Below are 25,087 nucleotides of genomic sequence, written 5' to 3'. Positions count from 1 at the left end.
ATGGATCATCATCCTTTCGGGGCAAGGGAGTTGGGGCGTACCGGCGTCACCGTTCCGTCCCTGGGCCTGGGCTGCGCACCGCTCGGCAATCTCTACCGCGCCCTCCCGGAACGGCAGGCGCACGAGGTCGTCCGTGCCGCGTTCGCCGCCGGCGCCGGTTACTTCGACACCGCACCGCACTACGGCGCCGGGCTGTCCGAGGAGCGGCTCGGCCGGGCTCTGCGCGGCCACGACCGCACCACCTACACCCTGTCCACCAAGGTCGGCCGCCGCCTGCGGCCGCTTCTGCCGGGGGAGGAGGCGTCCGGTGAGGGGTTCGTCGGCGCCCCCGCACGGGCCCGCGTACGGGACCACTCCCGCGACGGCATCCGCGCCACGCTGGAGGCGTCCCTGGAGCGGCTCGGGGTGGACGCCGTCGACGTCGTCTACCTGCACGATGTCGAGGACCACCTGCGGGAGGTGTACGAGACCGGCTTCCCGGCCCTCGCCGAGCTGCGCGCCCAGCGGATGGTGCGGGCCATCGGCTTCGGGATGAATCACAGCGGTGTGCTGGCCCGGCTGGTCGCCGACCTCGATGCCGATGTGGTGCTCTGCGCCGGCCGCTGGACCCTGCTGGAGCGCACCGCCTTCGACGATCTGCTGCCGGTGTGCCTGCGCCGCGGCACCTCGGTCGTCGTCGGTGGCGTCTACAACTCCGGCCTGCTGGCCGACCCGTCACCCGGCGCGCCCTACAACTACACCCCCGCACCGGCCGGATTGCTCACGCGCGCCCGGCAACTCTCCGCTGTCTGCGCAGAGTTCGAGGTGCCCCTCAAAGCGGCGGCACTACGCTTCCCCTTCGGTCACCCCGCTGTCGCCTCGGCGGTCGTCGGCGCGGCCACACCCGGCGAAATGACCGAGAACGCCGCGCTGTTCACCCGTCATATCCCGGACGAGCTGTGGCATACGCTCGTCGCCCGCGGCCTGCTCGACCCCGATCTGCCGCTGCCCCTGAACGACCGAGCCCGACCCGGAGCGCACCCCTGATGCGTATCGACGCCCATCACCACCTGTGGGACCTGAACCGGCGCGCGCAGCCGTGGATGGACGGGCCATGGGCCGACCCGATCCGCCGCACCTACACGCTCGCCGACCTCACCCCGCATCTGACCGGGCACGGCATCGACGGCACGCTCCTGGTCCAGTCGTCGTCCTCGTACGAGGAGACCGCCGAACTGCTCGCCCTCGCGGCGGGGGAGGGACCCCTCGCCGGCGTCGTCGGCTGGGCCGATCTCCGCGATCCGGCGCTCGCCGAGGTGCTGACGGCGCTGCCCGCGGGGCTGGTGGGCATCCGGCACCAGGTACAGGACGAACCGGACCCCGACTGGCTCACCCGCCCCGACGTCCTGCGCGGCCTGGGTGCGCTGGCCGACGCCGGACTGGTCTACGACCTGCTGGTCACCCCGCGCGAACTGCCCGCCGCACAGGCCGCCGTCCGCGCCCTGCCGCAGCTGGCCTTCGTCCTGGACCACGCCGCCAAACCGGCCGTGGCGCAGGGGGACTGGCAGCCGTGGGCGGCCGCGATCACCGCGCTGGCCGCGCTGCCGAACGTCAGCTGCAAGCTGTCCGGGCTGGTCACCGAGGCCGACTGGGAGGCCTGGCGGCCGCAGCAGATCCTGCCCTACGCCCGGCATGTGCTGGATGCCTTCGGCCCGGGCCGGGTGATGTTCGGCTCCGACTGGCCGGTGTGCACACTGGCCGCCGGCTATGAGGACGTCATCGCCCTCGCGGAGTCGGCCACGAGCCAGCTCGACGGGGCGGAGCGGGCGGCCGTCTTCGGGGGGACGGCCGCGCGGGTGTACGGGGTCGTGGTGCCGCCGTCGGCGGAGTTCCCGGGTCGCTGACACGGCGTCCGGATTCCGCCAGCGCCGGCTCCCGCCGCGCCGGAAGATCGAGTCGTACCGCGGAGAAACCTCCGCGACGCGGCGTCGCCACGCGGTAGCTCGGCATTCCGCACGGCTGCGCCCGGCCACGGACGACTCGATACGAAGGTGATGACGATGACGGCGACGGTGCTGACGGCGACGACGGTGGCGGGGAACGGCGTCCGGCCGCTGGCCGGCAAGGTGGCGCTGGTGACCGGCGGCAGCCGGGGCATCGGCCGGGCGATCGCGCTGCGGCTGGCGGCCGATGGCGCGGGGGTGGCCCTGACCTTCCGGAGCGGGCAGGACCTGGCCGAGCAGGCGGTCAAGGAGATCGAGCGGGCCGGCGGGCAGGCCTGGGCGGTACGGGCCGACAGCGGTGACGCGGCAGCGGTGCGGGCCTCGGTGGCCGGCACCGTCGACCGGTTCGGGCGACTGGACATCCTGGTGAACAACGCGGGCATCGGCGTGCTCGCGCCGTTCGAGGACATCGCCCTCGACGATGTCGACAGAGTGCTGTGGACCAATGTCCGGGCGCCGTTCCTGGCGGCGCAGGCCGCGGCGGCGCATCTGACCGAAGGCGGGCGGATCATCTCCATCGGCAGCTGTATGGCCGAGCGGGTCGCCTTCCCCGGTGGCAGCCTCTACGCCACCAGCAAGGCCGCGCTCACCGGCCTGACCAGGACCCTGGCCAGGGAGCTGGGGCCGCGCGGGATCACCGCCAACCTCGTGCACCCGGGGCCCATCGACACCGATATGAACCCCGCGGACGGCGACAGCGCGGCGATGCAGGCGGGGCTCACCGCGCTGGGGGCGTACGGCCGGGGCACGGATGTCGCGGCGACCGTGGCCCATCTGGCGGGCGACGGCGGACGCTACATCACGGGCGCCTCGATCGCGGTGGACGGCGGCTTCGCGGCCTGACGGCCGGGCGCGGGCACCCACCTCACAGCGAGGCGCGCAACCACTGCTCCACGCTGGCGATGTGCACCGTCGCCCAGGCCCGCGCCGCCTCCGCGTCCCGGTCGCGCAGGGCGCCGAGGATCGCCCGGTGCTCGGTGAGGGTGCGGGTCACCGCGTCCTTCTGCGTCAGCCCGCGCCAGATCCTGGCCCGGGTGGTCGGCCCGGACAGCCCCTCCAGCAGGGAGCACAGCACGGAGTTGCCGGAGGCCGCCACGATGCCGCGGTGGAACTCCAGATCGCAGGCGACCAGATCCTCGACCGAGGGGGCCGGCCCCAGGGCGTTCAACTGCGCCTCCAGGGCGTCCAGTTCATCCACCGGGATGCGGCCGGCTGCCATGGCCGTGGCGGCCGGCTCCAGGATCCGGCGGACGGCGAGGAACTCCAGCACCGTGTCGTCGCGGTGGAAGTCCACCACGAAACTCATCGCCTCCAGCAGGAGGGTGGGATCGAGGCTGGTGACATAGGTGCCGTCGCCCTGGCGCACGTCCAGGATGCGGATGAGGGAGAGCGCGCGCACCGCCTCCCGCAGGGAGTTGCGGGACAGGCCGAGCTCGGCCGCCAGCTCGCTCTCCTTCGGCAGCCGGTCGCCCGGCCGCAGCGCGCCGGAGACGATCATGCCCTTGATCTTCTCGATCGCCTCGTCGGTGACCGCCATGCCGACCTCCCCGCCCGGACCCGTCCGGATCTCGCCGCCGGACGCCTGGCGCAGACATCCGATGTCTGAGCCCATTATGACCTGTGATGCCCACCCCAGCCGCTCCGATAGGCGGCCCAGTCCTCCTCCGTGGCGGCGAAATCGACGTACAGCGCCCTCCCCGTAGATGTGGCCTGGTGCACATCATGGCAGTCGCCACTGACAGTGCAGCCGCCACTGACAGTCACCGCCCGGCCCGGCACGCGGAGACGACGACGGGGCGGCCCCCCTCGTGGACCGCCCCATCCTCACGCGCCGTGCGTCACCATGACGCACCGTCAGCTCTTGGCGCTCACCTCGGCGCTCAGCACTCCGCGCTCAGCACTCCGCGCTCAGCACTCCGCGCTCAGCTCCCGGCCGTAAGCCGCCGACCGCCGACCGTCAGCCGTCAGCTCAGCCGTCATCGGCCGCGCCCGGCGCCCGTACTCAGCCCGCCAGCACGTCCTTGACCTTCGCCCGGACGTCCTCCGTGTCCAGTCCGCGGATCATCAGGGTGGTGCGGCGGCGCAGCACATCGTCGACCGTCTCGGCCCACTCGTGGTCGCGGGCGTAGGCGACCTGCGCCCAGATCTCCGGCGCCTCGGGGTGGATGCGCTCGGCCAGCGCCGGGTTCTCGTTCGCCAGCCGGGCGATGTCGAAGGACAGCGAGCCGTAGTGGGTGGCGAGGTGCCGCGCGGTCTCCGGGGCCATCCGCGGGCCGGGCGTACCGCCGTCGACGAGCAGCCGGTGCGCGACCGCGTTGGGGTTGGCGATACCGGGCAGCGGAAGCTTCTTCGGCAGATGCGCGATCGGCTCCATGTCCTCGGCCAGCGGGTGGCCGGGCAGCGCGGCGAGCTTGTTCATGACCGTACGGCCGATGTGCCGGAAGGTCGTCCACTTGCCGCCGGCCACCGACAGCATGCCGCCGCTGCCTTCGGTGACGACCGTCTCGCGCTTGGCCTTGGAGGTGTCGCCGGGGCCGCCGGGCAGCACCCGCAGACCCGCGAAGGAGTACGTGATCAGATCGCGCGACAGCTGCTGGTCGCGGACGGAGAAGGCCGCCTCGTCCAGGATCTGGGCGGTGTCCTTCTCGGTGACCGCGACATCCGCCGGGTCGCCCTCGAACTCCTCGTCCGTGGTGCCCAGCAGCAGCATGTCCTCCCAGGGGAGGGCGAAGGTGATGCGGTACTTGTCGATCGGGGTGGCCAGCGCGGCCTTCCAGGGAGCAGTGCGCTTGAGGACCAGGTGCGCGCCCTTCGACAGCCGGATGGAGGGGGCCGCGTTCGGGTCCTCCATCTTGCGCAGGTGGTCCACCCACGGGCCGGTGGCGTTGAGCACCAGGCGGGCGTTGACGCCGAACTCCGCGCCCTCCACCCGGTCCTTGAGCTCGGCGCCGGTGACCCGGCCCTGGGTGAAGCGGAGGCCGGTGACCTCGGCGTGGTTGAGGACCGTCGCGCCGGCCGCGGCCGCCGCACGGACGGTCATCAGAGCCATCCGGGAGTCGTTCATCTGGTCGTCGCCGTACACGGCCACGGCCTTGAGGTTGTCCGTCCGCAGCTCCGGGACGTCGCGCGCCGCCTTGGCCGGGGATATGACATGGCCGACGCCGTCGCCGAACGCGGACAGTGCCGAGTAGGCGAAGACGCCCGCGCCCAGCTTGGCGGCGCCGTGCGGGCCGCCCTTGTAGACGGGCAGGTAGAAGGTCAGGGGGTTGGCGAGGTGCGGTGCGACCTGGCGGGACACCGCACGCCGCTCGAAGTGGTTCTCCGCCACCAGCTTGACCGCGCCGGTCTGCAGGTAACGCAGGCCGCCGTGCAGCAGCTTGGAGGAGGCGGAGGAGGTGGCGCCGGCGAAGTCACCGGCGTCCACCAGGGCCACCCGCAGTCCGGCCTGTGCGGCGTGCCAGGCGGTGGAGATGCCCAGGATGCCGCCGCCGATCACCAGGAGGTCGTACGTCGCCTTGGAAAGCTGCTCCCGAGTCTCGGCGCGGCTCGCGTGCGAACCACTGGCCGGGTGCGTCCCGAGTGCCGGGACGCTCTGCAGGGTGCTCATGTTTACTCCTCGTCCTCGATCCAGCCCATGGTCCGCTCGACGGCCTTGAGCCAGCTCTTGTACTCGCGGTCACGGGTGGCCGCATCCATCCGGGGGGTCCATTCGGCGGCCCGGCGCCAGTTGGCGCGCAGTTCGTCGGTGCTGGACCAGAAGCCGACGGCCAGACCGGCCGCGTAGGCAGCGCCGAGGCAGGTCGTCTCGGCGACCATCGGGCGCACTACGGGAGCGTCCAGGAAGTCCGAGATGGTCTGCATCAGCAGGTTGTTGGAGGTCATACCGCCGTCGACCTTGAGCGCGGTCAGCTCGACGCCGGAGTCCTTGGTCATGGCGTCGGTGATCTCGCGGGTCTGCCAGGCGGTGGCCTCGAGCACGGCACGCGCGATGTGCGCCTTGGTGACATAGCGGGTCAGGCCCGCGATGACACCGCGCGCGTCCGAACGCCAGTAGGGGGCGAACAGGCCGGAGAAGGCCGGCACGAAGTACGCGCCGCCGTTGTCCTCGACCGTGCTGGCCAGGGTCTCGATCTCGGCCGCGCTGTTGATCAGGCCCATCTGGTCGCGCATCCACTGGACGAGCGAGCCGGTGACGGCGATGGAGCCTTCCAGGGCGTAGACCGGCTCCTGGTCGCCGATGCGGTAGCCGACGGTGGTCAGCAGCCCGTTGTACGAATTGACCGGCTCGTGGCCGGTGTTCATCAGCATGAAGGTGCCGGTGCCGTACGTGGACTTGGCCTCGCCCTGCTCGAAACAGGTCTGGCCGAACAGTGCGGCCTGCTGGTCACCGAGGGCCGAGGCGACCGGGACGCCGGCCAGCACACCGCTGGTGGCGCGGCCGTAGACCTCGGAGGAGGACTTGATCTCCGGCAGCAGCGCGGCCGGGATGTCCATCGAGGCGAGGATCTTCTCGTCCCACTGGAGGCCGTGCAGGTTCATCAGCATGGTGCGCGAGGCGTTCGTGACGTCGGTGACGTGCACGCCGCCGTCCACACCGCCGGTCAGATTCCAGATGACCCAGGAATCCATGGTGCCGAAGAGGATGTCGCCGCGCTCGGCGCGCTCGCGCAGGCCCTCGACGTTGTCGAGCAGCCAGCGGATCTTCGGGCCGGCGAAGTACGAGGCCAGCGGCAGACCGGTCTCGCGGCGGAAGCGGTCCTGGCCGACATTGCGGCCGAGCTCCTTGCAGAGCGCGTCGGTGCGGGTGTCCTGCCAGACGATGGCGTTGTGGACCGGCTCACCGGTGGTCCGGTCCCACAGCACGGTGGTCTCGCGCTGGTTGGTGATGCCGATGGCCTTGACGTCGGCCGCGCTCAGCCCGGCCTTGTGGACCGCGCTGTCGACGACCTGCTGGACGTTGGTCCAGATCTCGGTGGCGTCGTGCTCGACCCAGCCCGGCTTCGGGAAGATCTGCTCGTGCTCCTTCTGGTCGACCGAGACGATCCGGCCGTCCTTGTCGAAGACGATGCAGCGGCTGGACGTGGTGCCCTGGTCGATGGCCGCGATGAACGGGCCGACCCCGTGGGAGGAGGTGGTGGGGGTGTCACTCATGGTGTGTGCTCCAAGAAGTCTGTGCGGGCGGACGGGGCGGTCAGGCGGCTCAGGCGAACGCCACCTGGTAGATGCCCCCGGCGAGGGCTCCGCCGATCAGCGGACCCACGACCGGGATCCACGCGTAGCCCCAGTCTGAACCGCCCTTGTTCGGCAGCGGCAGCAGCGCGTGCACGATGCGCGGGCCGAGGTCGCGGACCGGGTTGATGGCGTACCCGGTCGGGCCGCCCAGCGACAGACCGATGCCGACGACGACCAGCGCGACCAGCAGCGTGCCGATGACGCCGACGCCCTTTCCGTTGTCGCTCAGACCGAGCGTGAGGATCGACAGCACCAGCACGACGGTGGCGATGATCTCGGTGGCCAGGTTCTGCACGGCATGACGGATCTCCGGGCCGGTGGAGAAGATGCCCAGCACCGGGCCGGCCTTCGGCGCGGTGGCCTGGTCGACCAGGCCTTCGTGGCTGGTGTGATCCGCCAGCACCTCGGGGTCGGTCAGATGCGCATGGAACTGCCCGTAGTACACGATCCACACCAGTACGGCGCCGATCATGGCGCCGAACATCTCGCCGGCGAAGTAGACCGGCACCTGGCTCCATTCGATCCCGCCCTTGATGGCGAGGCCGATGGTGACCGCGGGGTTGAGGTTGGCGCCGGACTTCGCGGCGATGTAGGCACCCGTGAGGACGGCGAAGCCCCACCCGAAGGCGATGGCGACCCATCCGGCGTTGAACGCCTTGGAGCGCTTGAATGTGACGGCGGCGCAGACGCCACCGCCGAGCAAGATCAGAACAGCGGTACCGATGGTTTCGCTGATGAAGATGTCGGAGCTGGACACCCGCGACTCCTTTGTCCTTCGTCCAGGGGAAAGACGAACCCCGGGTCCCGTCCGGTGGTCCGCCGCCCTCCGAGAGGGCGGTGATCGGTCCGCGGCGATGCCCCACCATAGCGAATATTGCCGTCAGGTGTTCGACAATGCCGACCGATGCACGGCAGTTTTGTTCACCCGTAGCACCCCGTCAAGGGTTCCGTGGCCAAAAACTTAGGTGAACTTATGGGGTGAATACGGTCAGAATCGCCCGGCACCAAGATCCCGGGACACTGCGCGTGCGCAATCCCTCACAGCGGCGATGATTTCCGGCCGCAATTCGCCGTCGTTGCAGACCCGCTCCACCGCCCCCGTGATGCCCACCGCACCCACCGGCATCCGCCGCCGGTCGTGGATCGGCGCAGCCACCGAGGCCACTCCGTCCCAGGTCTCCTCCACGTCCGCGGCCCAGCCGCGCGCCCGGGTCAGATCCAGCAGCCCCTCGACGTCCCCCAGCCCGGTCACCGTGCGCGGGGTGATCGCCTCCCGCTCCGCCTCGACGACCTCGCTGTGCGCGACCGGGTCGTACGCGCACAGCACCTTGCCCAGCGCGGTGCTGTGCAGCGGGTGCATCGCGCCCACCTCCAGCACCTGCCGGCTGTCGTCCGGCCGGAAGACGTGGTGGACGACCAGTACGCCCTGCTGGTGCAGGACGCCCAGGTAGACGGCCTCGCCGCTGGAGCGGGCCAGGTCGTCGGTCCACACCAGGGCGCGGGCCCGCAGCTCGTGCACGTCCAGGTAGCTGTTGCCCAGCCGCAGCAGCTCCGCACCCAGCTGGTAGCGGCCGGAGGCGGCGTCCTGCTCGACGAAGCCCTCCTGCTGCAGCGTCCGCAGGATCCCGTGGGCGGTGCCCTTCGCCAGTCCCAGTGAGGAGGAGATGTCGGAGAGTCCCAGCCGCCGTTCCCCTCCTGCGAGCAGCCGCAGCATCGCTGCGGCGCGCTCCAGCGACTGGATGGTGCGTGCCATCGGGCAACCTCCGAAGTGAGCGGTTCGACAATGCTGAACGATATCGGCCCATGCCGACTGGAGTCAGCGAAGTGACGCGACTTGGTCAGAGAAGCAACGAGTCTGCCAACGGGCGCGGAAGGTGCCGCAGTGGGGTGGACCAGTGCTGTCCAGGGCGTGGAACGGGGAACATGTGTACCGGACCGGCAGCTACGCTGGCCGGGTGCGCCCTCTGAAGGAGGGTGCAAAGCCGACAGCCGTCGCAACCACGGGAGCATCTCCATGGCCTCGAACACGCCATCGCCCATCAGCACATCCCGCGTCGACTCGCTCCGTGAGGCCCTGGCCTCGCGGGTGGTGGTCGCGGACGGTGCGATGGGCACCATGCTGCAGGCGCAGGATCCGTCCATGGAGGACTTCCAGCAGCTGGAGGGCTGCAACGAGATCCTCAACATCACCCGGCCGGACATCGTGCGGTCGGTGCACGAGGAGTATTTCGCGGTCGGTGTCGACTGCGTCGAGACCAATACGTTCGGTGCGAATTTCGCCGCGCTGGCGGAGTACGACATTCCCGAGCGGGTCTTCGAGCTGTCCGAGGCCGGCGCCCGGCTGGCGCGCGAGGTGGCGGACGAGTTCACGGCCTCGACCGGACAGCAGCGCTACGTCCTGGGCTCGATGGGCCCGGGGACGAAGCTGCCGACGCTGGGGCACGCCCCGTATGTGACGCTGCGCGACGCCTATCAGCAGAACGCGGAGGGCATGATCGCCGGTGGTGCGGACGCACTGCTGGTGGAGACCACGCAGGATCTGCTGCAGACCAAGGCCGCGGTGCTCGGTGCCCGCCGTGCCCTGGAGGCCACCGGCAGCAATCTCCCGGTGATCTGCTCGGTGACCGTCGAGACGACGGGCACCATGCTGCTGGGCTCGGAGATCGGGGCGGCGCTGACGGCGCTGGAGCCGCTGGGCATCGACATGATCGGCCTGAACTGCGCCACCGGCCCGGCCGAGATGAGCGAGCACCTGCGCTACCTGGCCCGGCACTCCCGCGTCCCGCTGGCCTGTATGCCCAATGCGGGCCTGCCCGTGCTGGGCAAGAACGGTGCGCACTATCCGCTGACCGCCGGCGAGCTGGCCGATGCGCAGGAGACCTTCGTCGCCGAGTACGGCCTCTCGCTGGTGGGCGGCTGCTGCGGTACGACGCCGGAGCATCTGCGGCAGGTCGTCGAGCGGGTGCGCGGCATCGCCCCGCCCGCGCGCGAGCCGCGCCCCGAGCCGGGCGCCGCCTCCCTCTACCAGACGGTGCCGTTCCGTCAGGACACCTCGTATCTGGCGATCGGGGAGCGGACCAACGCCAACGGGTCGAAGAAGTTCCGTGAGGCGATGCTGGACGGGCGCTGGGACGACTGCGTCGAGATGGCCCGCGACCAGATCCGCGAGGGCGCGCACATGCTCGACCTGTGTGTCGACTACGTGGGCCGGGACGGCGTGGCGGACATGGAGGAGCTGGCCGGGCGGTTCGCCACCGCCTCCACCCTCCCGATCGTGCTGGACTCCACGGAACTGAACGTCCTCCAGGCCGGGTTGGAGAAGCTCGGCGGCCGCGCGGTCATCAACTCGGTCAACTACGAGGACGGTGACGGGCCGGAGTCGCGCTTTGCGAAGGTCACCGCGCTGGCGGCCGAGCACGGTGCGGCGCTGATCGCGCTGACCATCGACGAGGAGGGCCAGGCCCGCACCGCCGAGCACAAGGTCGCCATCGCCGAGCGGCTGATCGAGGACCTGACCGGCAACTGGGGCATCCACGAGTCGGACATCCTCATCGACTGTCTGACGTTCACGATCTGCACCGGCCAGGAGGAGTCCCGGGGCGACGGCATCGCCACCATCGAGGCGATCCGGGAGCTGAAGAAGCGCCACCCCGAGGTGCAGACCACGCTCGGGCTCTCGAACATCTCCTTCGGCCTGAACCCGGCCGCCCGGATCGTGCTGAACTCCGTCTTCCTCGACGAGTGCGTCAAGGCCGGCCTGGACTCGGCGATCGTGCACGCCTCGAAGATCCTGCCGATCGCGCGGCTGGAGGAGGAGCAGGTCACGACCGCCCTGGACCTGATCTACGACCGGCGACGTCCCCAACAGGGCGACGAGCCGGCCTACGACCCGCTGCAGAAGCTGATGGAGCTGTTCGAGGGCGCGACGGCGAAGTCGCTGAAGGCGGGCAAGGCGGAGGAGCTGGCCGCGCTGCCCCTGGACGAGCGGCTGCAGCGGCGGATCATCGACGGCGAGAAGAACGGCCTGGAGGCCGACCTCGACACCGCGTTGCAGGACCGCCCCGCGCTGGACATCGTCAACGACACCCTGCTGGAGGGGATGAAGGTCGTCGGCGAGCTCTTCGGCTCCGGCCAGATGCAGCTGCCGTTCGTGCTGCAGTCGGCCGAGGTGATGAAGACCGCGGTGGCGTATCTGGAGCCGCACATGGAGAAGTCCGACGACGAGGGCAAGGGCACCATCGTGCTGGCCACCGTCCGCGGGGACGTCCACGACATCGGCAAGAACCTCGTCGACATCATCCTGTCCAACAACGGCTACAACGTCGTCAACCTCGGGATCAAGCAGCCGGTCGCGGCGATCCTGGAGGCGGCCGCGGAGCACCGCGCCGATGTGATCGGCATGTCGGGGCTGCTGGTGAAGTCCACGGTGATCATGAAGGAGAACCTCGAGGAGCTCAACCAGCGCAAGATGGCCGCCGACTTCCCCGTCATCCTCGGCGGCGCCGCCCTCACCCGCGCCTACGTCGAGCAGGACCTCCACGAGATCTACGAAGGCGAGGTCCGCTACGCCCGCGACGCGTTCGAGGGCCTGCGGCTGATGGACGCCCTGATCGCCGTCAAGCGCGGAGTGCCCGGCGCCACCCTCCCCGAACTCAAGCAGCGCCGCGTTCCCAAGCGGGACACCGCGGTCACGGAGATCGAGGAGTCCGAGGGCGCGGTGCGTTCGGACGTCGCCGTCGACAACCCGGTCCCGGAGCCGCCGTTCTGGGGGACCCGGGTGGTCAAGGGCATCCAGCTCGCCGACTATGCGTCCTGGCTGGACGAGGGCGCGCTGTTCAAGGGCCAGTGGGGCCTGAAGCAGGCCCGCACCGGCGACGGCCCGACGTACGAGGAGCTGGTGGAGACCGAGGGCCGGCCGCGGCTGCGGGGCTGGCTGGACAAGCTGCAGACCGAGAACCTCCTCGAAGCCGCCGTCGTCCACGGCTACTTCCCCTGCCACTCCAAGGGCGACGACCTGATCCTGCTGAACGAGGACGGCACCGAGCGCACCCGCTTCACCTTCCCCCGCCAGCGCCGCGGCCGCCGCCTCTGCCTGGCCGACTACTTCCGCCCGGAGGAGTCCGGCGAGACCGATGTCGTGGGGCTCCAGGTCGTCACCGTCGGCTCGAAGATCGGCGCCGCCACCGCCGAACTCTTCGAGGCCAACTCCTACCGCGACTACCTCGAACTCCACGGCCTGTCCGTCCAGTTGGCCGAGGCGCTCGCCGAGTACTGGCACGCGCGCGTCCGCGCCGAGCTGGGCTTCGCCGGCGAGGACCCCGCCGACGTCGAGGACATGTTCGCGCTCAAGTACCGCGGCGCGCGCTTCTCGCTGGGCTACGGGGCCTGCCCCGACCTGGAGGACCGCGCCAAGATCGCGGACCTGCTGCAGCCGGAGCGGATCGGCGTCGAGCTCTCCGAGGAGTTCCAGCTCCACCCCGAACAGTCCACCGACGCCATCGTGATCCATCACCCCGAGGCCAAGTACTTCAACGCACGGTAGCCAACCGGTACCGGGGCGAACGGGCCACCCGGTGGCGCCGTGTGTCCAGGTCAGGGTCGTCCCCGAACGTCCCCGACCTGGAGCACCGCGCATTCCGGCGCGCACCGTCGTACACTTGTCGGTCCGGTAGTGGCCGGTCGTTCCCCCGCCGGGGAGGGCGACCGGCCCTTGCGTCCCTTGGGGACGTGGCAACGGAGGTGGATGGATGACCAGCAGCATCCCCGCAGTCGGCACCCGAACGGCCGAAGCCGCGACCCTCCAGGCCGTATTCCTCGATCTGGACGGGACCCTCGTCGACACCGAGGGGTTCTGGTGGGAGGCGGAGGCGGAAGTCTTCGCCGAGCTCGGGCACATCCTCGACGACGCACACCGCGAGGTCGTGGTCGGCGGCCCGATGACCCGCAGCGCCGGCTATCTCATCCAGGTCACCGGCGTCGACATCAGCCTGACCGAGCTCAGCGTGCTGCTCAACGCCGCCTTCCTGGCCCGGATCGGCCGCGGCGTCCCGCTGATGCCCGGTGCCCGCAGGCTGCTGGCCGAACTGGCCGCCCATGACGTGCCGACCGCACTGGTCTCCGCCTCGCACCGCGCCATCGTCGACCAGATGCTCTACTCCCTCGGCCCCGAGAACTTCCGGGTGACCCTCGCGGGCGACGACCTGGAGCGCACCAAGCCGCATCCGGATCCGTATCTGACGGCCGCCGCACGGCTGGGCGTGGACCCGGCGCGCTGTGCGGTCATCGAGGACACCCTGACCGGTGTGGCCGCAGGTGAGGCGGCGGGCTGCCCGGTCGTCGCGGTGCCCTCGGTGGCGCCGGTCCCGCCGGCCGCGGGCCGCACGATCGTCCCGTCGCTGGAAGAAGTCGATCTGCCATTTCTCCGAACGCTCATCACGGAAAGCCGCCGGACCGTGCACTGAGCGTGTCCCGGAGAAAGCCCCGGGAACCGAGGGGAGCGGCCCGCTTATTTTCCGTGACGAATGCACTGACCAAATTGCTGCAGCGCCGTGGATCCTCGAATGCGTGACGTTTCTCACGCGCCAGGGCATCGACAGCGGGCCCAACAGGTGTTCCAGGGGCCCCCATGGGGGGTTTCTACGGGGGTAAGTGTCCGCATTGATGGAGCAACGCGCGTATCGTTCCCCCGTCCGGATATCGATCCGGCCGCCTCCGTTATCCATACGCCATATCGATTCAACTCCTTTGTGTCTCAGCGCGGCTGGCCGTGCCTACTAATCTCGACGCGAGCAACACCTCTGCGCTGATAAGGAACCTGCCGACGATGATTCGCAAGACCTTGGTGCTGCCGGCGCTGGCCGGACTCCTGGCCCCCGTCCTTGCTGCCTGCGGTGGCGCGGACGGCGCGGGCGACGGCGGCAAGCCCATCGTCGTGGGAGTCGCGTCCCAGATCGAGGCAACCAAGGCAGCGCCGGCCCCTCTCGACCCGGCACAGGCCTACGACGTCGACGCCTGGAACGTGCTGCGCAGCACCCTCCAGACGTTGATGCGCCTGCCCAGGTCCGGCACCGCGCCGGTGCCCGAGGCCGCCGAGTCCTGCGGGTTCCGCGACACCCAGAACGAGCAGTACCGCTGCACCCTGCGCAGCGGACTGAAGTTCTCCAACGGCCATGCCCTGACCGCGCAGGACGTGAAGTTCTCCATCGACCGGATGCGTGGCATCAACAACGCCAACGGTCCGGTGTCGCTGCTCAGCGGCATCGACAAGGTCGAGGCGCCCAGCGACTCCGAGGTGGTCTTCCACCTCAAGAAGCCGGACGCCACCTTCCCGCAGAAGCTCGCGACGCCGGCCGCCGCCATCGTCGACAGCGAGGTCTACCCCAAGACCCGTCTGTACACCGGCTTCGACGTGGTCGGCTCCGGCCCCTACACGGTCAAGACCGAGCGCAGCAACGGCCGTATCACCAAGGCGCTCTTCACCAGGAACCCCGGCTACAAGGGCGGGGAGAAGCCGAAGAGCGACAAGGTCGAGATGCGCTTCTTCGACGACTCCACCGACATGGAGAAGGCGCTGCGCGCGGGCGCCATCGACCTGATGAACCGTGGTCTGTCGCCCACCCAGGTCAAGGGCCTGGAGAACTCCCGCGACAGCCACATCGTGCTCCAGGAGATGCCCGGCCAGGAGATCCGCTATCTCGCCTTCAACACGAAGGACCCGGCGGTGTCCGACAAGGCCGTACGGCAGGCGATGGCGCAGCTGATCAACCGCTCCCAGCTGGTCCGGGACGTCTACTCCTACACCGGTGACCCGCTCTACTCGATCGTCCCCACCGGCCTCACCGGCCACATCAACTCCTTCTTCACCAAGTACGGGAACCCCAGCGTTTCCGCCGCCCGCAAGACCCTTCAGCAGGCGCACATCAACACCCCGGTGAAGTTCACGCTCACCTACACCACCGGCCACTACGGCTCCAGCACCGTCCAGGAGTTCCGTACGCTGCAGCGCCAGCTCAACCAGAGCAAGCTGTTCGATGTCGACATCAAGGGCATCGACGGCTGGCAGCAGTTCCGCACCGACTCCACGGCCGGCAAGTACACCGTCTACGGCATGGGCTGGTTCCCCGACTTCCCCGACGCGGACAACTACATCGCGCCGTTCGTCGGCAAGGGGAACTTCCTCAACTCCGCCTACCGCAGCACCAAGATCGAGTCTCAGGTGATCCCGGAGACCCGGCAGCAGACCGACCGCAACGCCGCCGCGGCCGGCTTCAAGCAGGCGCAGGACACGTTCGCCGACGATGTCCCGCTGCTCCCGCTGTGGCAGGGCAAGCAGTACGTCGCCGCCCGCGACGACGTCACCGGCGTGGAATGGGCCCTCAACTCCTCCTCGTCGCTGCAGATGTGGGAGCTCGGCCGCGGTGTGGCCGACTGACCCATGCGCATCCGACCGATGCGCCACAGATCCGCCGCGGCCATCACCCCGCGGCCCGACAGGCATGACCCAGAACGTGAGGAACCATTAGTGAGGAAGCGTGACCCGCGGCTGGCTGCCCCGATCGGAGCGGGGCTGGCGACAGCTCTGCTCGCGCTCGCCGGGTGCGGCACGGACGACCCGGAAGCAGCCGGCAACGGTGTACCCGTGGTCATGGGAATGACGAACACGACCATGGCCACCGACCCGGCGGCCGGTTACGACCCCGATTCCTGGCTGTTGTTCAACAACGTCTTCCAGTCGCTGCTGAGCTTCCCCAAGGGCGGTACCACTCCGGAGCCGGAGGCCGCCCAGCACTGTGGCTTCACCGACGGTGACAGCAAGGTCTACCGCTGCACCCTCAAGGACGGCCTCAAGTTCAGCAACGGTGACGCGCTGACGTCCAAGGACGTCAAGTTCTCCTTCGACCGCACCCGGCGCATCAAGGACAAGAACGGCCCCGCCGTGATGTTCGCCGCGCTCGACAAGGTCGACGCACCGGACGCCAAGACCGTGGTCTTCCACATGAAGACGCCCGACGCCACCTTCCCGATGAAGATAGCCTCGGGCGCCGGCTCCATCGTCGACCACGCCGACTACCCGGCCGACCGGCTGCGTACCGACGGCAAGGCCACCGGGTCCGGCATGTACACGCTCAAGGAGTACAACTCCCGTAAGGCCGTCTTCAAGGTCAACGGCTCCTACAAGGGCCCCGCGAAGGCCAAGAACTCCGGGATGACCGTGAAGTTCTTCAACGGCGCGGAGCAGCTCAAGACGGCCGTCGAGAAGGGCGAGGTCGATCTGGCCTACCGCGGCCTGTCCATGAAGGACATCGCCGCACTGGACGGCGCCTCCCTGCAGCAGCAGCACGGCACCCAGGTCGTCGAAGGCAGCAGCGCCGAGGTGATGCACCTGGTCTTCAACCTCAAGGACCCGGTCGCCGGCAAGCTCGGCGTCCGCAAGGCCATCGCCTACCTCCTGGACCGCTCGACCCTCGTCCGGGACGTCTACCAGCACACCGCGGAACCGCTCTACTCGGTCGTCCCGGCCGGCATCACCGGCCACAGCACCGCCTTCTTCGACACCTACGGCGACCAGCCGAAGCCCGACAAGGCGAAGGAAGCGCTGCGCTCGGCCGGCATGCACGGCAAGGTGCCGCTCACCCTGTGGGCCACCCCCGACCGGTTCGGCCCCGGCACCGTCCCCGCCTTCCAGGAGATCGCCCAACAGCTCAACCACAGCGGCCTGTTCGACGCCAAGGTGCGCAGCGTGCCCACCAAGGAGTACGAGCAGGGCGTGGCCGCCGGCCGGTTCGGCGTCTACGTCAAGGGCTGGGTCCCCGACTATCCGGACCCCGACAACTTCACCCAGCCGTTCTTCGGCAAGGACAGCGTGCTGTCCAACCACTACAGCTCGCCCACCATCACCGGCCGGCTGCTGCCCAAGACGGCCGACCAGCCGGACCGCGGCGCCACCAAGTCCGACTTCCGGGAGCTGCAGAACATCATCGCCCAGGACGTGCCGGTCATACCGATCTGGCAGGGCAAGCAGTACGCGGTCGCCCGTGACGGCGTCTCCGGCCTGGAATGGACCCTGGACTCCTCGACCGTCTTCCGGTTCTGGGAGATCAGCAAGCCCTCCGACGCCTGACCGGGCCCGGCACACGACGGCGGGGCCGGTCCGGGAACTCCCGGGCCGGCCCCGCCGCCGTTCGTCTGCCGTGCCGTGCCGGCCCGGCGCTACTGCGCGCCGGGCCGCACCAGCCCGCTCTCGTACGCGTACACCGCCGCCTGCACCCGGTCCCGCAGCCCCAGCTTCGTCAGCACATGCCCCACATGCGTCTTGACGGTGGTCTCGCTCACGAACAGATCCGCGGCGATCTCCGCGTTGGACAGCCCGCGTGCCACCAGCTTGAGCACCTCCACCTCACGCTCGGTGAGGGTGTGCAGGGTGTCCGGCACCGGCTCCTCGCCCGACGGCAGATGGCCCGCGTACTTGTCCAGCAGCCGGCGCGTGATGCTCGGCGCCAGCATCGCCTCGCCCGCCGCCACCACCCGGATCGCCTGCACCAGCTCATCGGCCGGCGCGTCCTTGAGCAGAAAGCCGCTGGCCCCTGCCCGCAGCGCCTCGACGACGTACTCGTCCAGATCGAACGTCGTCAGCACCAGCACCTTCGCCGGGCCGTCCTTCGCCGGGCCGGTGATCTGGCGGGTCGCCTCCACCCCGTCCATCCGGGGCATCCGGATGTCCATCAGCACCACGTCCGGCTGCAGCGCCCGCACCTGTTCCAGTGCCTGCAGACCGTCACCGGCCTCCCCGACCACCGCCAGGTCCTGCTCCGCCTCCAGAATCATCCGGAATCCCGTACGCAGCAGGGGCTGGTCGTCGACCAGCAGGACGCGGATGGCCACGAGCTCTCCTTCGATAGGCCCTCTCCGGGCGATCGCGGGCCCGGCCCTGATCGCCCGGACAGGGCCTACTAGATCTCTCCCATTCTGCCCTGCGGCACCACCGCGCCGTCCGCCGGGCGCACCTCCAGCGGATACACCGGGGGAGTGCCGCCGAATTCCGGACAGTGCGCCTGGTGGTCGCACCAGCCGCACAGCTTGGTCGGCCGCGGCCGCCAGTCGCCGGTCGCCGTGGCCCGCTGGATGGCCTCCCACAGCGCCAGCAACTTCCGCTCCACGCCCCGCAGGTCGGCCTCCCCCGGGTCGTACGTCACCACATCCCCGCTGCCCAGATAGACCAGCTGCAGCCGCCGCGGCACCACACCGCGCAGCCGCCACATCACCAGCGCATAGAACTTCATCTGGAACAGCGCGCCCTCGGCGAACTGCGGCCGAGGCGCCTTGCCGGTCTTGTAGTCGACGATCCGCACCTCGCCCGTCGGCGCGACATCCACCCGGTCGATGAACCCCCGCAGCCGCAGCCCCGACTCCAGCACCGTCTCCACATACAGCTCACGGTCCGCCGGCTCCAGACGCGTCGGATCCTCCAGCGCGAACCACCGCTCCACCAGCGCCTCGGCCTCCGCCAGCCAGGTCGCCAGCCGCTCGCCCGCGGTGTCGTGCGCCGCGTCGTCCGCGGTGTCGTCCGCGAACAGCCCGGCCAGCTCCGGCCGCTTGGCCAGCAGCTTCTCCCACTCGCCCGGGACCATCGCCCGCGCCCCGGCGGCCGTACGCTCCGCCGCCGGAGCGTCGAAGAGCCGCTCCAGCACCGCATGGACGACCGTGCCCCGCGTCGCCGCCGCGCTCGGCTTCTCCGGCAGCCGGTCGATCACCCGGAAGCGGTACAGCAGCGGACACTGCATGAAATCGCCGGCCCGCGACGGCGACAGCGCCACCGGCGGCCGCGGCCCCTCCCGGTCCTCGGTCCCGGTCCCGGCAGCGCCTGCCCGCGCCCCGGCAGACTCCGTCCCCGGCCCGCCGGGCCCGCCCTGCGTGACCGCCTCGGTCTGCTCCGCGCTCCATCCCATGCCGCAAAACCCTACGGCCCGCCACTGACAGGCGCTCACGCCGCGGTAGCCGCAAGGCCCCCGCGGCAGGTCGGGCCGGGGCATTCCGCATACCATCGACGCCGGACCCCTTCGCCCTGCATGATCGAGATACCAGGCCGAACAGGGGCGAATGCCGTATTCGATGAGGGGACGCCGTGGACCAGAGCGGGAAGTCGCAGGACCCCCAGGAGTCCGTGCGGCCTCAGCCGCCCGAACCGCCCGAGCACCACGACCCGCCCAAGGCGCCCACGCCGGGCAGAAAGGGCAGTGGCGGCGGCATCCTGATGGGCCGTCCCTTCGGCGTGCCCGTGTACGTGGCCCCCAGCTGGTTCCTCGTCGCCGCCCTGATCACCTGGGTCTTCGGCGGCCAGCTGGAGCGGGTCCTGCCCGAGCTCGGCGCCGCCCGCTATCTCGTCTCGCTCTTCTTCGCCGTCGCCTTCTACGCCTCGGTGCTCGTCCACGAGCTGGCGCACACCGTCGCCGCGCTCCGCTTCAAGCTCCCCGTACGCCGCATCCAGCTGCAGTTCTTCGGCGGCGTCTCGGAGATCGAGAAGGAGACCGAGACCCCCGGACGGGAGTTCGTCCTGGCCTTCGTCGGTCCGCTGCTCTCCCTCGTCCTCGCCGGCGTCTTCTACGCGGGGATGCACCTGGTCGAACCGGGCACGGTCCCCGGCGTGCTGCTCGCCGGCCTGATGATCTCCAACCTCATCGTCGCGATCTTCAACCTGCTGCCCGGCCTGCCCCTGGACGGCGGCCGGATGCTGCGCGCCGTCGTCTGGAAGCTCACCGGCCGGCCCATGAGCGGCACCATCGCCGCCGCCTGGGTCGGCCGCGCGCTCGCCGTCACCGTCCTCTTCGGCCTGCCGCTGCTCACCCACACCGGCGCCCTGGGCAACGCCCGCCCCGAGATCGGCGGCGCCGACTCGCTCACCGACGCCCTGCTCGCCGCGATCCTCGCCGCCATCATCTGGACCGGCGCCGGCAACAGCCTGCGCATGGCCCGGCTGCGCGAACGCCTCCCCGACCTCACCGCCCGCATCCTGACCCGGCGTGCCGTCCCCGTAGAGACCGACACCCCGCTCTCGGAGGGGCTCCGCCGCGCCAACGACGCCGGCGCCCGCGCCCTGGTCGTCGTCGACCGCCAGGGCCACCCCACCGCCCTCGTCCGCGAGGCAGCCATCGTCGGCGTCCCCGACCACCGCCGCCCCTGGGTCGCCGTGGGCACCCTCGCCCAGGACCTCAAGGACGGGATGCGGGTCTCCGCCGAACTCGCCGGCGAGGACCTCCTGGAGTATCTGCGCGCCACCCCCGCCACCGAATACCTCGTCGTCGAGGAGAGCGGCGAGATCTACGGCGTGCTGTCCACCGCCGACGTCGAGCGGGCCTTCGTCTCCGCCATGGCCCGCCGCCCCTGACCCCGCGCGCACGGCTCGCCTGCCGCCTCCCGGTCCGCCCGGCGGCCGCCCACTGGTCCGCGGCGCCCCAACGGGCCGGTAGGCTGGTCACATGTCCGAACCGACCGGTGCCGCCCGCCGTCGCGGGCCCTTCAAGGTCGGGGACCAGGTCCAGCTCACCGACCCCAAGGGACGCCACTACACCTTCACGCTCGAAGAGGGAAAAAGCTTCCACACCCACAAGGGAGCCTTCCCCCACGACGAGCTGATCGGTGCTCCCGAGGGCAGCGTTGTCCGTACCACCGGGAACGTCGCCTACCTCGCGCTGCGCCCGCTGCTCCCCGACTACGTCCTGTCCATGCCCCGCGGCGCCGCCGTGGTCTACCCCAAGGACGCGGGGCAGATCCTGGCGATGGCCGACATCTTCCCCGGCGCCCGCGTCGTCGAGGCCGGTGTGGGCTCCGGCTCGCTCAGCAGCTTCCTGCTGCGCGCCATCGGTGACGACGGCATGCTGCACTCCTACGAGCGCCGCGCCGACTTCGCCGAGATCGCCACCCAGAACGTCGAGCGCTACTTCGGCGGTCCGCACCCCGCATGGACGCTCACCGTCGGTGACCTCCAGGACAACCTCTCCGACGTGGACGTCGACCGCGTCATCCTCGACATGCTCGCCCCCTGGGAGTGCCTGGAGGCCGTCTCCAAGGCCCTGGTCCCCGGCGGCATCCTCTGCGCCTACGTCGCGACGACGACGCAGCTGGCCCGCACCGTCGAGGCGATCCGCGAGCACGGCACCTTCAACGAGCCGTCGGCCTGGGAGACCATGGTCCGCACCTGGCACGTCGAGGGCCTCGCCGTCCGCCCCGACCACCGCATGATCGGCCACACCGGCTTCCTGCTGACCGCCCGCCGCCTCGCCGACGGCGTCGAGCCCCCACTGCGCCGCCGCCGTCCGGCCAAGGGCGCGTACGGGGACGACTACACGGGGCCGGGCGGACGGGAGAAGGCCGCACCGGGTGGACGGGGGAAGGCGACGCCGGACGGGCAGGAGAAGGCCGCACCGGACGAGGACAGCTCCGCGGCGTCCGGAGACGGCTCCGCCGAGCGCGGCTGACCGACGACCCCGGGTCGGCCGACCGCACGGAACCGGCCACCGAATCCTCAGGCGCCGCCGACGAGTTCCCGTACGGGGAACCGCCGGCGGCGCCGTTGCGTTTCCGCACGGGATCCCCACGGAAAACTCCGCCGGATCGGCACGGAAAACTCCCGTCCGGCCGGTTCCTTGGTGCCCCCTGCTGTGGAACGATGCTGGGCACTCCCACCTCCACAGCACCTCACAGGAGTTACCCCGCGTGCAGCCCATGGCAGGCCAGGACCTCTTGCACACCCAGCCGCGCCCCATGCACTGGCTCGCCACCGCCACCGCCCTCTCGGCGGTCGTCGCGGCCGCGTCCTTCCTCCAGCCCGCCGACGCCACGGCCACGACCTCCCCCGACGCCGGCACCGGCCGCCGCCCCGCGGCCGCCCCGGACCCGGCCAAGGTGACCTTTCCGGTCGACTGCGGCCCCTACCGCCTGGACGTGGTGAAGAAGGCCTCCGCCGACCTCGACGGCGACGGGACGACCGAGACGGTCGCGGCGGTCCGCTGCCACAGCGGGACCGGCACGCCGCCCACCGGCGTCTACGTCCTGGCCCAGCCGGCCAAGGCGGGCACGGCACCACGGGTCGTGGCGACCCTCGTCGCGCCCGCCCAGCAGCTCACCGTCCAAACCCTCACCGTGAGGCATGGCACGATCGCAGCGGCGTTCCTGGGCTACTCCACCCGCGACGTGCCGCGCTGCTGCCCGGACACGCACAAGAGCCTCAAGTGGCAATGGAAGGGCGGGAAGTTCGTTCAGAGCGAACTCCCCGCCGCCCTGAGCACCGGGCGTGCGTGATCTGTCACATGATGTGGTCGGCGGGCGCGTTCCGCGCCCCGCCGGCTACTCCGCGTCCGGGCCGTAGACCTCGACGCCGTCGTTGACCCGGCGGACGTGGATGCAGTCCCCGGGGCACTCCTTCGCCGAGTCCCGCACGTCGGCGAGCAGCTTCAGCGGGACGGGCGTTGTGGCCCCCTGGTCCTGCAGCAGCTCGTCAGCGGGGCTTTTCACATAGGCCAGCCCGTCGATGTCGAGCTCGAAGACCTCAGGCGCGTACTGCGCACAGATGCCGTCCCCGGTGCACAGATCCTGGTCGATCCATACTTCCAGCTCTGGGGCTTCGTCCTGTGCGGTCATCTCGCCTGCCGTTCCTGCGTACGTGAACCGTTTTTGTCTAAGTGGCGCCAGCCCTGACGGGTGTTGACCGACTCGACGATACAACCGCTCGCTTTCCGATGTTGTTGGGTGGGTATTCCCTTGGCGTGAGGACGTGCGCAAGGGTGAAGATCGGACACGCCCCGACAGTCTTTTCGATCTAGGGGTTTCAACCTGCACCGGCCCAGGTAGGGTCAGGAAGCGTCCAGCTCCTTGGAGGAGGTGAGGACCGTGGCAGCCCACGACGACGACATCAACCGCGGCATCCGGCCGGGGCGAGGGTCTGAAGATCCCGCCGGCCAGGTTGCCTATCTCGAGCAGGAGATCGCCGTCCTGCGACGCAAGCTCGCCGACTCTCCGCGTCACACGAGGATTCTCGAAGAGCGGATCGTCGAGCTGCAGACCAACCTGGCCGGCGTCTCGGCGCAGAACGAGCGTCTCGCCAATACTCTCCGCGAGGCCCGCGACCAGATCGTCGCGCTCAAGGAAGAGGTCGACCGGCTCGCACAGCCGCCGGCCGGCTTCGGTGTCTTCCTGCAGGCGAACGAGGACGACACCGTCGACATTTTCACCGGAGGCCGGAAGCTCCGGGTCAATGTCAGCCCGAGTGTGGACACCGAAGAGCTCAGGCGTGGCCAGGAGGTCATGCTCAATGAGGCGCTCAACGTGGTCGAGGCCATGAGGTTCGAGAGCGCCGGCGACATCGTCACCCTCAAGGAAATCCTGGAGGACGGCGAGCGCGCCCTGGTGATCGGGCACACCGACGAGGAACGGGTGGTCAGGCTCGCCGAGCCGCTGCTGGACATCACCATCCGCCCCGGCGACGCCCTGCTCCTGGAGCCCCGCTCCGGCTACGTCTACGAAGTCATTCCGAAGAGCGAGGTCGAGGAACTCGTCCTCGAAGAGGTTCCGGACATCGACTACACCAAGATCGGCGGTCTGGGCGGCCAGATCGAGCTGATCCGGGACGCGGTCGAGCTCCCCTACCTCTACCCCGACCTCTTCAAGGAGCACGAACTCCGCCCGCCCAAGGGCGTCTTGCTCTACGGCCCGCCCGGCTGCGGCAAGACCCTCATCGCCAAGGCCGTCGCCAACTCCCTTGCCAAGAAGGTCGCCGAGGTGACCGGGCAGCCCGCGGGGAAGAGCTTCTTCCTCAACATCAAGGGCCCCGAGCTGCTCAACAAGTACGTCGGCGAGACGGAGCGGCACATCCGGCTGGTCTTCCAGCGCGCCAGGGAAAAGGCGAGCGAGGGCACCCCCGTCATCGTCTTCTTCGACGAGATGGACTCCCTCTTCCGCACCCGTGGCTCCGGCGTCAGCTCGGACGTGGAGAACACCATCGTCCCCCAGCTGCTCTCCGAGATCGACGGCGTCGAGGGCCTGGAAAACGTGATCGTGATCGGCGCCTCGAACCGCGAGGACATGATCGACCCGGCCATCCTGCGCCCCGGCCGTCTCGACGTGAAAATCAAGATCGAGCGCCCGGACGCGGAGGCCGCCAAGGACATCTTCTCGAAGTACCTCACGGAAAACCTCCCGCTGCACTCCGACGACCTCGCCGAACACGGCGAATCGCGGAAGGCCGCAGTGAGCGGAATGATCCAGTCGGTGGTCGAGCAGATGTACGCGGAATCCGAGGAGAATCGCTTCCTGGAGGTCACCTACGCCAATGGTGACAAGGAAGTTCTCTATTTCAAGGACTTCAACTCCGGTGCGATGATCGAAAACATCGTAGGACGCGCAAAGAAGATGGCCATCAAGGCCTTTCTGGAACACAATCAGAAGGGTCTGCGGGTCTCCCATCTCCTCCAGGCTTGTGTGGACGAGTTCAAGGAGAACGAGGACCTGCCCAACACCACCAACCCGGACGACTGGGCCCGGATCTCCGGAAAGAAGGGCGAGCGGATCGTATACATCCGCACGCTGGTCACCGGAAAGCAGGGCGCGGACACCGGTCGCTCCATCGACACGGTGGCGAATACCGGCCAATACCTGTAACACCGCTCTCCGGCTGCGGATGTCCTGCACGGGGCGTCCGCAGCCGGACGCTTTTCCGGGAGCACACCGGAACCGCTCCCCATAAGAGCGCGATGAACCAGGTAAAACCGGACTGGAGCAATGACTGTAATGATCTCCCCAGCGCCGCAAAGGCGTTCTAGGCTCTTCGGTACCGCTACATCACGCTGTGCGGGCGTGGGGCACGCACAGGGACCGGAGGCACA

Annotated in this window: 19 protein-coding genes; 11 read left to right on the top strand and 8 right to left on the bottom strand. The window is 69.8% G+C overall.

What is annotated here, in order from left to right; translation table 11 throughout:
• From BKA18_RS06915 to BKA18_RS06905, 3 genes are all read left to right on the top strand, one after another.
• Complete coding sequence (locus BKA18_RS06915) at positions 1-1,026, top strand: aldo/keto reductase (RefSeq protein ID WP_366045375.1); 1,026 nt, start codon at positions 1-3, stop codon at positions 1,024-1,026.
• The gene (locus BKA18_RS06910) at positions 1,026-1,883 is read left to right on the top strand and encodes an amidohydrolase family protein (protein ID WP_006607638.1); all 858 of its coding nucleotides are present in this window, start codon (positions 1,026-1,028) and stop codon (positions 1,881-1,883) included. Before BKA18_RS06915 ends, BKA18_RS06910 begins: the two co-directional genes overlap by 1 nt.
• Positions 1,884-2,033: 150 nt before the next feature.
• A complete protein-coding gene (locus tag BKA18_RS06905; protein ID WP_366045374.1) occupies positions 2,034-2,825 on the top strand; it encodes an SDR family oxidoreductase in 792 nt (263 codons plus the stop codon).
• Positions 2,826-2,847: 22 nt separating this feature from the next.
• Here the strand turns inward: BKA18_RS06905 and BKA18_RS06900 are convergent, their stop codons facing one another.
• The 5 genes from BKA18_RS06900 to BKA18_RS06880 form a co-directional block, all read right to left on the bottom strand.
• Positions 2,848-3,519: a FadR/GntR family transcriptional regulator gene (locus tag BKA18_RS06900; RefSeq protein ID WP_366045373.1), complete on the bottom strand. Its 672-nt coding sequence runs from the start codon at positions 3,517-3,519 to the stop codon at positions 2,848-2,850.
• A gap of 465 nt (positions 3,520-3,984) precedes the next feature.
• Positions 3,985-5,589, bottom strand: a complete 1,605-nt coding sequence (locus BKA18_RS06895; protein WP_366045372.1) for a glycerol-3-phosphate dehydrogenase/oxidase — start codon at positions 5,587-5,589, stop codon at positions 3,985-3,987.
• A 2-nt stretch (positions 5,590-5,591) separates the two neighbouring features.
• Entirely contained in the window at positions 5,592-7,133 is a 1,542-nt protein-coding gene (gene glpK, locus BKA18_RS06890) for a glycerol kinase GlpK (protein ID WP_366045371.1), read from the bottom strand.
• A gap of 49 nt (positions 7,134-7,182) precedes the next feature.
• Complete coding sequence (locus tag BKA18_RS06885) at positions 7,183-7,971, bottom strand: MIP/aquaporin family protein (RefSeq protein WP_006607633.1); 789 nt, start codon at positions 7,969-7,971, stop codon at positions 7,183-7,185.
• 231 nt (positions 7,972-8,202) lie between these two features.
• Positions 8,203-8,967, bottom strand: coding sequence for an IclR family transcriptional regulator (locus BKA18_RS06880; protein ID WP_006607632.1), 765 nt, complete (start codon positions 8,965-8,967; stop codon positions 8,203-8,205).
• 261 nt (positions 8,968-9,228) lie between these two features.
• Between BKA18_RS06880 and metH the strand changes: the two genes are divergently transcribed.
• The 4 genes from metH (at position 9,229) to BKA18_RS06860 (ending at position 17,334) form a co-directional block, all read left to right on the top strand.
• Positions 9,229-12,756 (top strand): methionine synthase, encoded by a 3,528-nt coding sequence (gene metH, locus BKA18_RS06875; RefSeq protein WP_366045370.1) that lies wholly within the window; start codon positions 9,229-9,231, stop codon positions 12,754-12,756.
• 205 nt (positions 12,757-12,961) lie between these two features.
• Positions 12,962-13,675 carry an HAD family hydrolase gene (locus BKA18_RS06870; RefSeq protein WP_366045369.1) on the top strand — a complete coding sequence of 238 codons (714 nt, stop codon included), beginning with the start codon at positions 12,962-12,964 and terminating at the stop codon, positions 13,673-13,675.
• Positions 13,676-14,037: 362 nt separating this feature from the next.
• Entirely contained in the window at positions 14,038-15,645 is a 1,608-nt protein-coding gene (locus BKA18_RS06865) for an ABC transporter substrate-binding protein (RefSeq protein WP_366045368.1), read from the top strand.
• 90 nt (positions 15,646-15,735) lie between these two features.
• Positions 15,736-17,334 (top strand): ABC transporter substrate-binding protein, encoded by a 1,599-nt coding sequence (locus BKA18_RS06860; protein WP_366045367.1) that lies wholly within the window; start codon positions 15,736-15,738, stop codon positions 17,332-17,334.
• An 89-nt stretch (positions 17,335-17,423) separates the two neighbouring features.
• Here the strand turns inward: BKA18_RS06860 and BKA18_RS06855 are convergent, their stop codons facing one another.
• Complete coding sequence (locus BKA18_RS06855) at positions 17,424-18,095, bottom strand: response regulator (RefSeq protein ID WP_006607627.1); 672 nt, start codon at positions 18,093-18,095, stop codon at positions 17,424-17,426.
• Positions 18,096-18,163: 68 nt separating this feature from the next.
• Entirely contained in the window at positions 18,164-19,159 is a 996-nt protein-coding gene (locus BKA18_RS06850; protein ID WP_366045366.1) for a RecB family exonuclease, read from the bottom strand.
• 176 nt (positions 19,160-19,335) lie between these two features.
• On the opposite strand from BKA18_RS06850, the gene BKA18_RS06845 reads away from it, so the two are divergent.
• The 3 genes from BKA18_RS06845 (at position 19,336) to BKA18_RS06835 (ending at position 22,508) form a co-directional block, all read left to right on the top strand.
• Positions 19,336-20,595, top strand: coding sequence for a site-2 protease family protein (locus BKA18_RS06845; RefSeq protein ID WP_366045365.1), 1,260 nt, complete (start codon positions 19,336-19,338; stop codon positions 20,593-20,595).
• Between the two features lie 91 nt (positions 20,596-20,686).
• A complete protein-coding gene (locus tag BKA18_RS06840) occupies positions 20,687-21,685 on the top strand; it encodes a tRNA (adenine-N1)-methyltransferase (protein WP_366045364.1) in 999 nt (332 codons plus the stop codon).
• Between the two features lie 247 nt (positions 21,686-21,932).
• A complete protein-coding gene (locus BKA18_RS06835; protein WP_366045399.1) occupies positions 21,933-22,508 on the top strand; it encodes a hypothetical protein in 576 nt (191 codons plus the stop codon).
• 45 nt (positions 22,509-22,553) lie between these two features.
• On the opposite strand, the gene BKA18_RS06830 is transcribed toward BKA18_RS06835, so the two are convergent.
• Positions 22,554-22,847, bottom strand: coding sequence for a ferredoxin (locus BKA18_RS06830; RefSeq protein WP_006607622.1), 294 nt, complete (start codon positions 22,845-22,847; stop codon positions 22,554-22,556).
• Between the two features lie 249 nt (positions 22,848-23,096).
• Here BKA18_RS06830 and arc point away from each other — a divergent pair, with 249 nt between their 5' ends.
• The gene (gene arc / locus BKA18_RS06825) at positions 23,097-24,863 is read left to right on the top strand and encodes a proteasome ATPase (RefSeq protein ID WP_006607621.1); all 1,767 of its coding nucleotides are present in this window, start codon (positions 23,097-23,099) and stop codon (positions 24,861-24,863) included.
• The last annotated feature ends 224 nt before the right edge of the window (positions 24,864-25,087 follow it).

Origin of the sequence: Streptomyces auratus, assembly GCF_050433025.1 — a bacterium.
GTDB classification, from domain to species: Bacteria; Actinomycetota; Actinomycetes; order Streptomycetales; family Streptomycetaceae; genus Streptomyces; species Streptomyces sioyaensis.
Note: the sequence above shows the minus strand (reverse complement) of the source record. Positions and strands in the feature narration are given on the sequence as shown.

What these genes read in the sequence shown, in the direction of transcription:
- BKA18_RS06880 (WP_006607632.1), bottom strand. Translation starts at nt 8,967, where the DNA reads ATGGCACGCACCATCCAGTCGCTGGAGCGCGCCGCAGCGATGCTGCGG.
- BKA18_RS06870 (WP_366045369.1), top strand. Translation starts at nt 12,962, where the DNA reads ATGACCAGCAGCATCCCCGCAGTCGGCACCCGAACGGCCGAAGCCGCG.
- BKA18_RS06900 (WP_366045373.1), bottom strand. Translation starts at nt 3,519, where the DNA reads ATGGCGGTCACCGACGAGGCGATCGAGAAGATCAAGGGCATGATCGTC.
- BKA18_RS06915 (WP_366045375.1), top strand. Translation starts at nt 1, where the DNA reads ATGGATCATCATCCTTTCGGGGCAAGGGAGTTGGGGCGTACCGGCGTC.
- BKA18_RS06835 (WP_366045399.1), top strand. Translation starts at nt 21,933, where the DNA reads ATGGCAGGCCAGGACCTCTTGCACACCCAGCCGCGCCCCATGCACTGG.
- BKA18_RS06895 (WP_366045372.1), bottom strand. Translation starts at nt 5,589, where the DNA reads ATGAGCACCCTGCAGAGCGTCCCGGCACTCGGGACGCACCCGGCCAGT.
- BKA18_RS06830 (WP_006607622.1), bottom strand. Translation starts at nt 22,847, where the DNA reads ATGACCGCACAGGACGAAGCCCCAGAGCTGGAAGTATGGATCGACCAG.
- glpK (WP_366045371.1), bottom strand. Translation starts at nt 7,133, where the DNA reads ATGAGTGACACCCCCACCACCTCCTCCCACGGGGTCGGCCCGTTCATC.
- BKA18_RS06850 (WP_366045366.1), bottom strand. Translation starts at nt 19,159, where the DNA reads ATGGGATGGAGCGCGGAGCAGACCGAGGCGGTCACGCAGGGCGGGCCC.
- BKA18_RS06840 (WP_366045364.1), top strand. Translation starts at nt 20,687, where the DNA reads ATGTCCGAACCGACCGGTGCCGCCCGCCGTCGCGGGCCCTTCAAGGTC.
- BKA18_RS06905 (WP_366045374.1), top strand. Translation starts at nt 2,034, where the DNA reads ATGACGATGACGGCGACGGTGCTGACGGCGACGACGGTGGCGGGGAAC.
- BKA18_RS06865 (WP_366045368.1), top strand. Translation starts at nt 14,038, where the DNA reads ATGATTCGCAAGACCTTGGTGCTGCCGGCGCTGGCCGGACTCCTGGCC.
- BKA18_RS06910 (WP_006607638.1), top strand. Translation starts at nt 1,026, where the DNA reads ATGCGTATCGACGCCCATCACCACCTGTGGGACCTGAACCGGCGCGCG.
- metH (WP_366045370.1), top strand. Translation starts at nt 9,229, where the DNA reads ATGGCCTCGAACACGCCATCGCCCATCAGCACATCCCGCGTCGACTCG.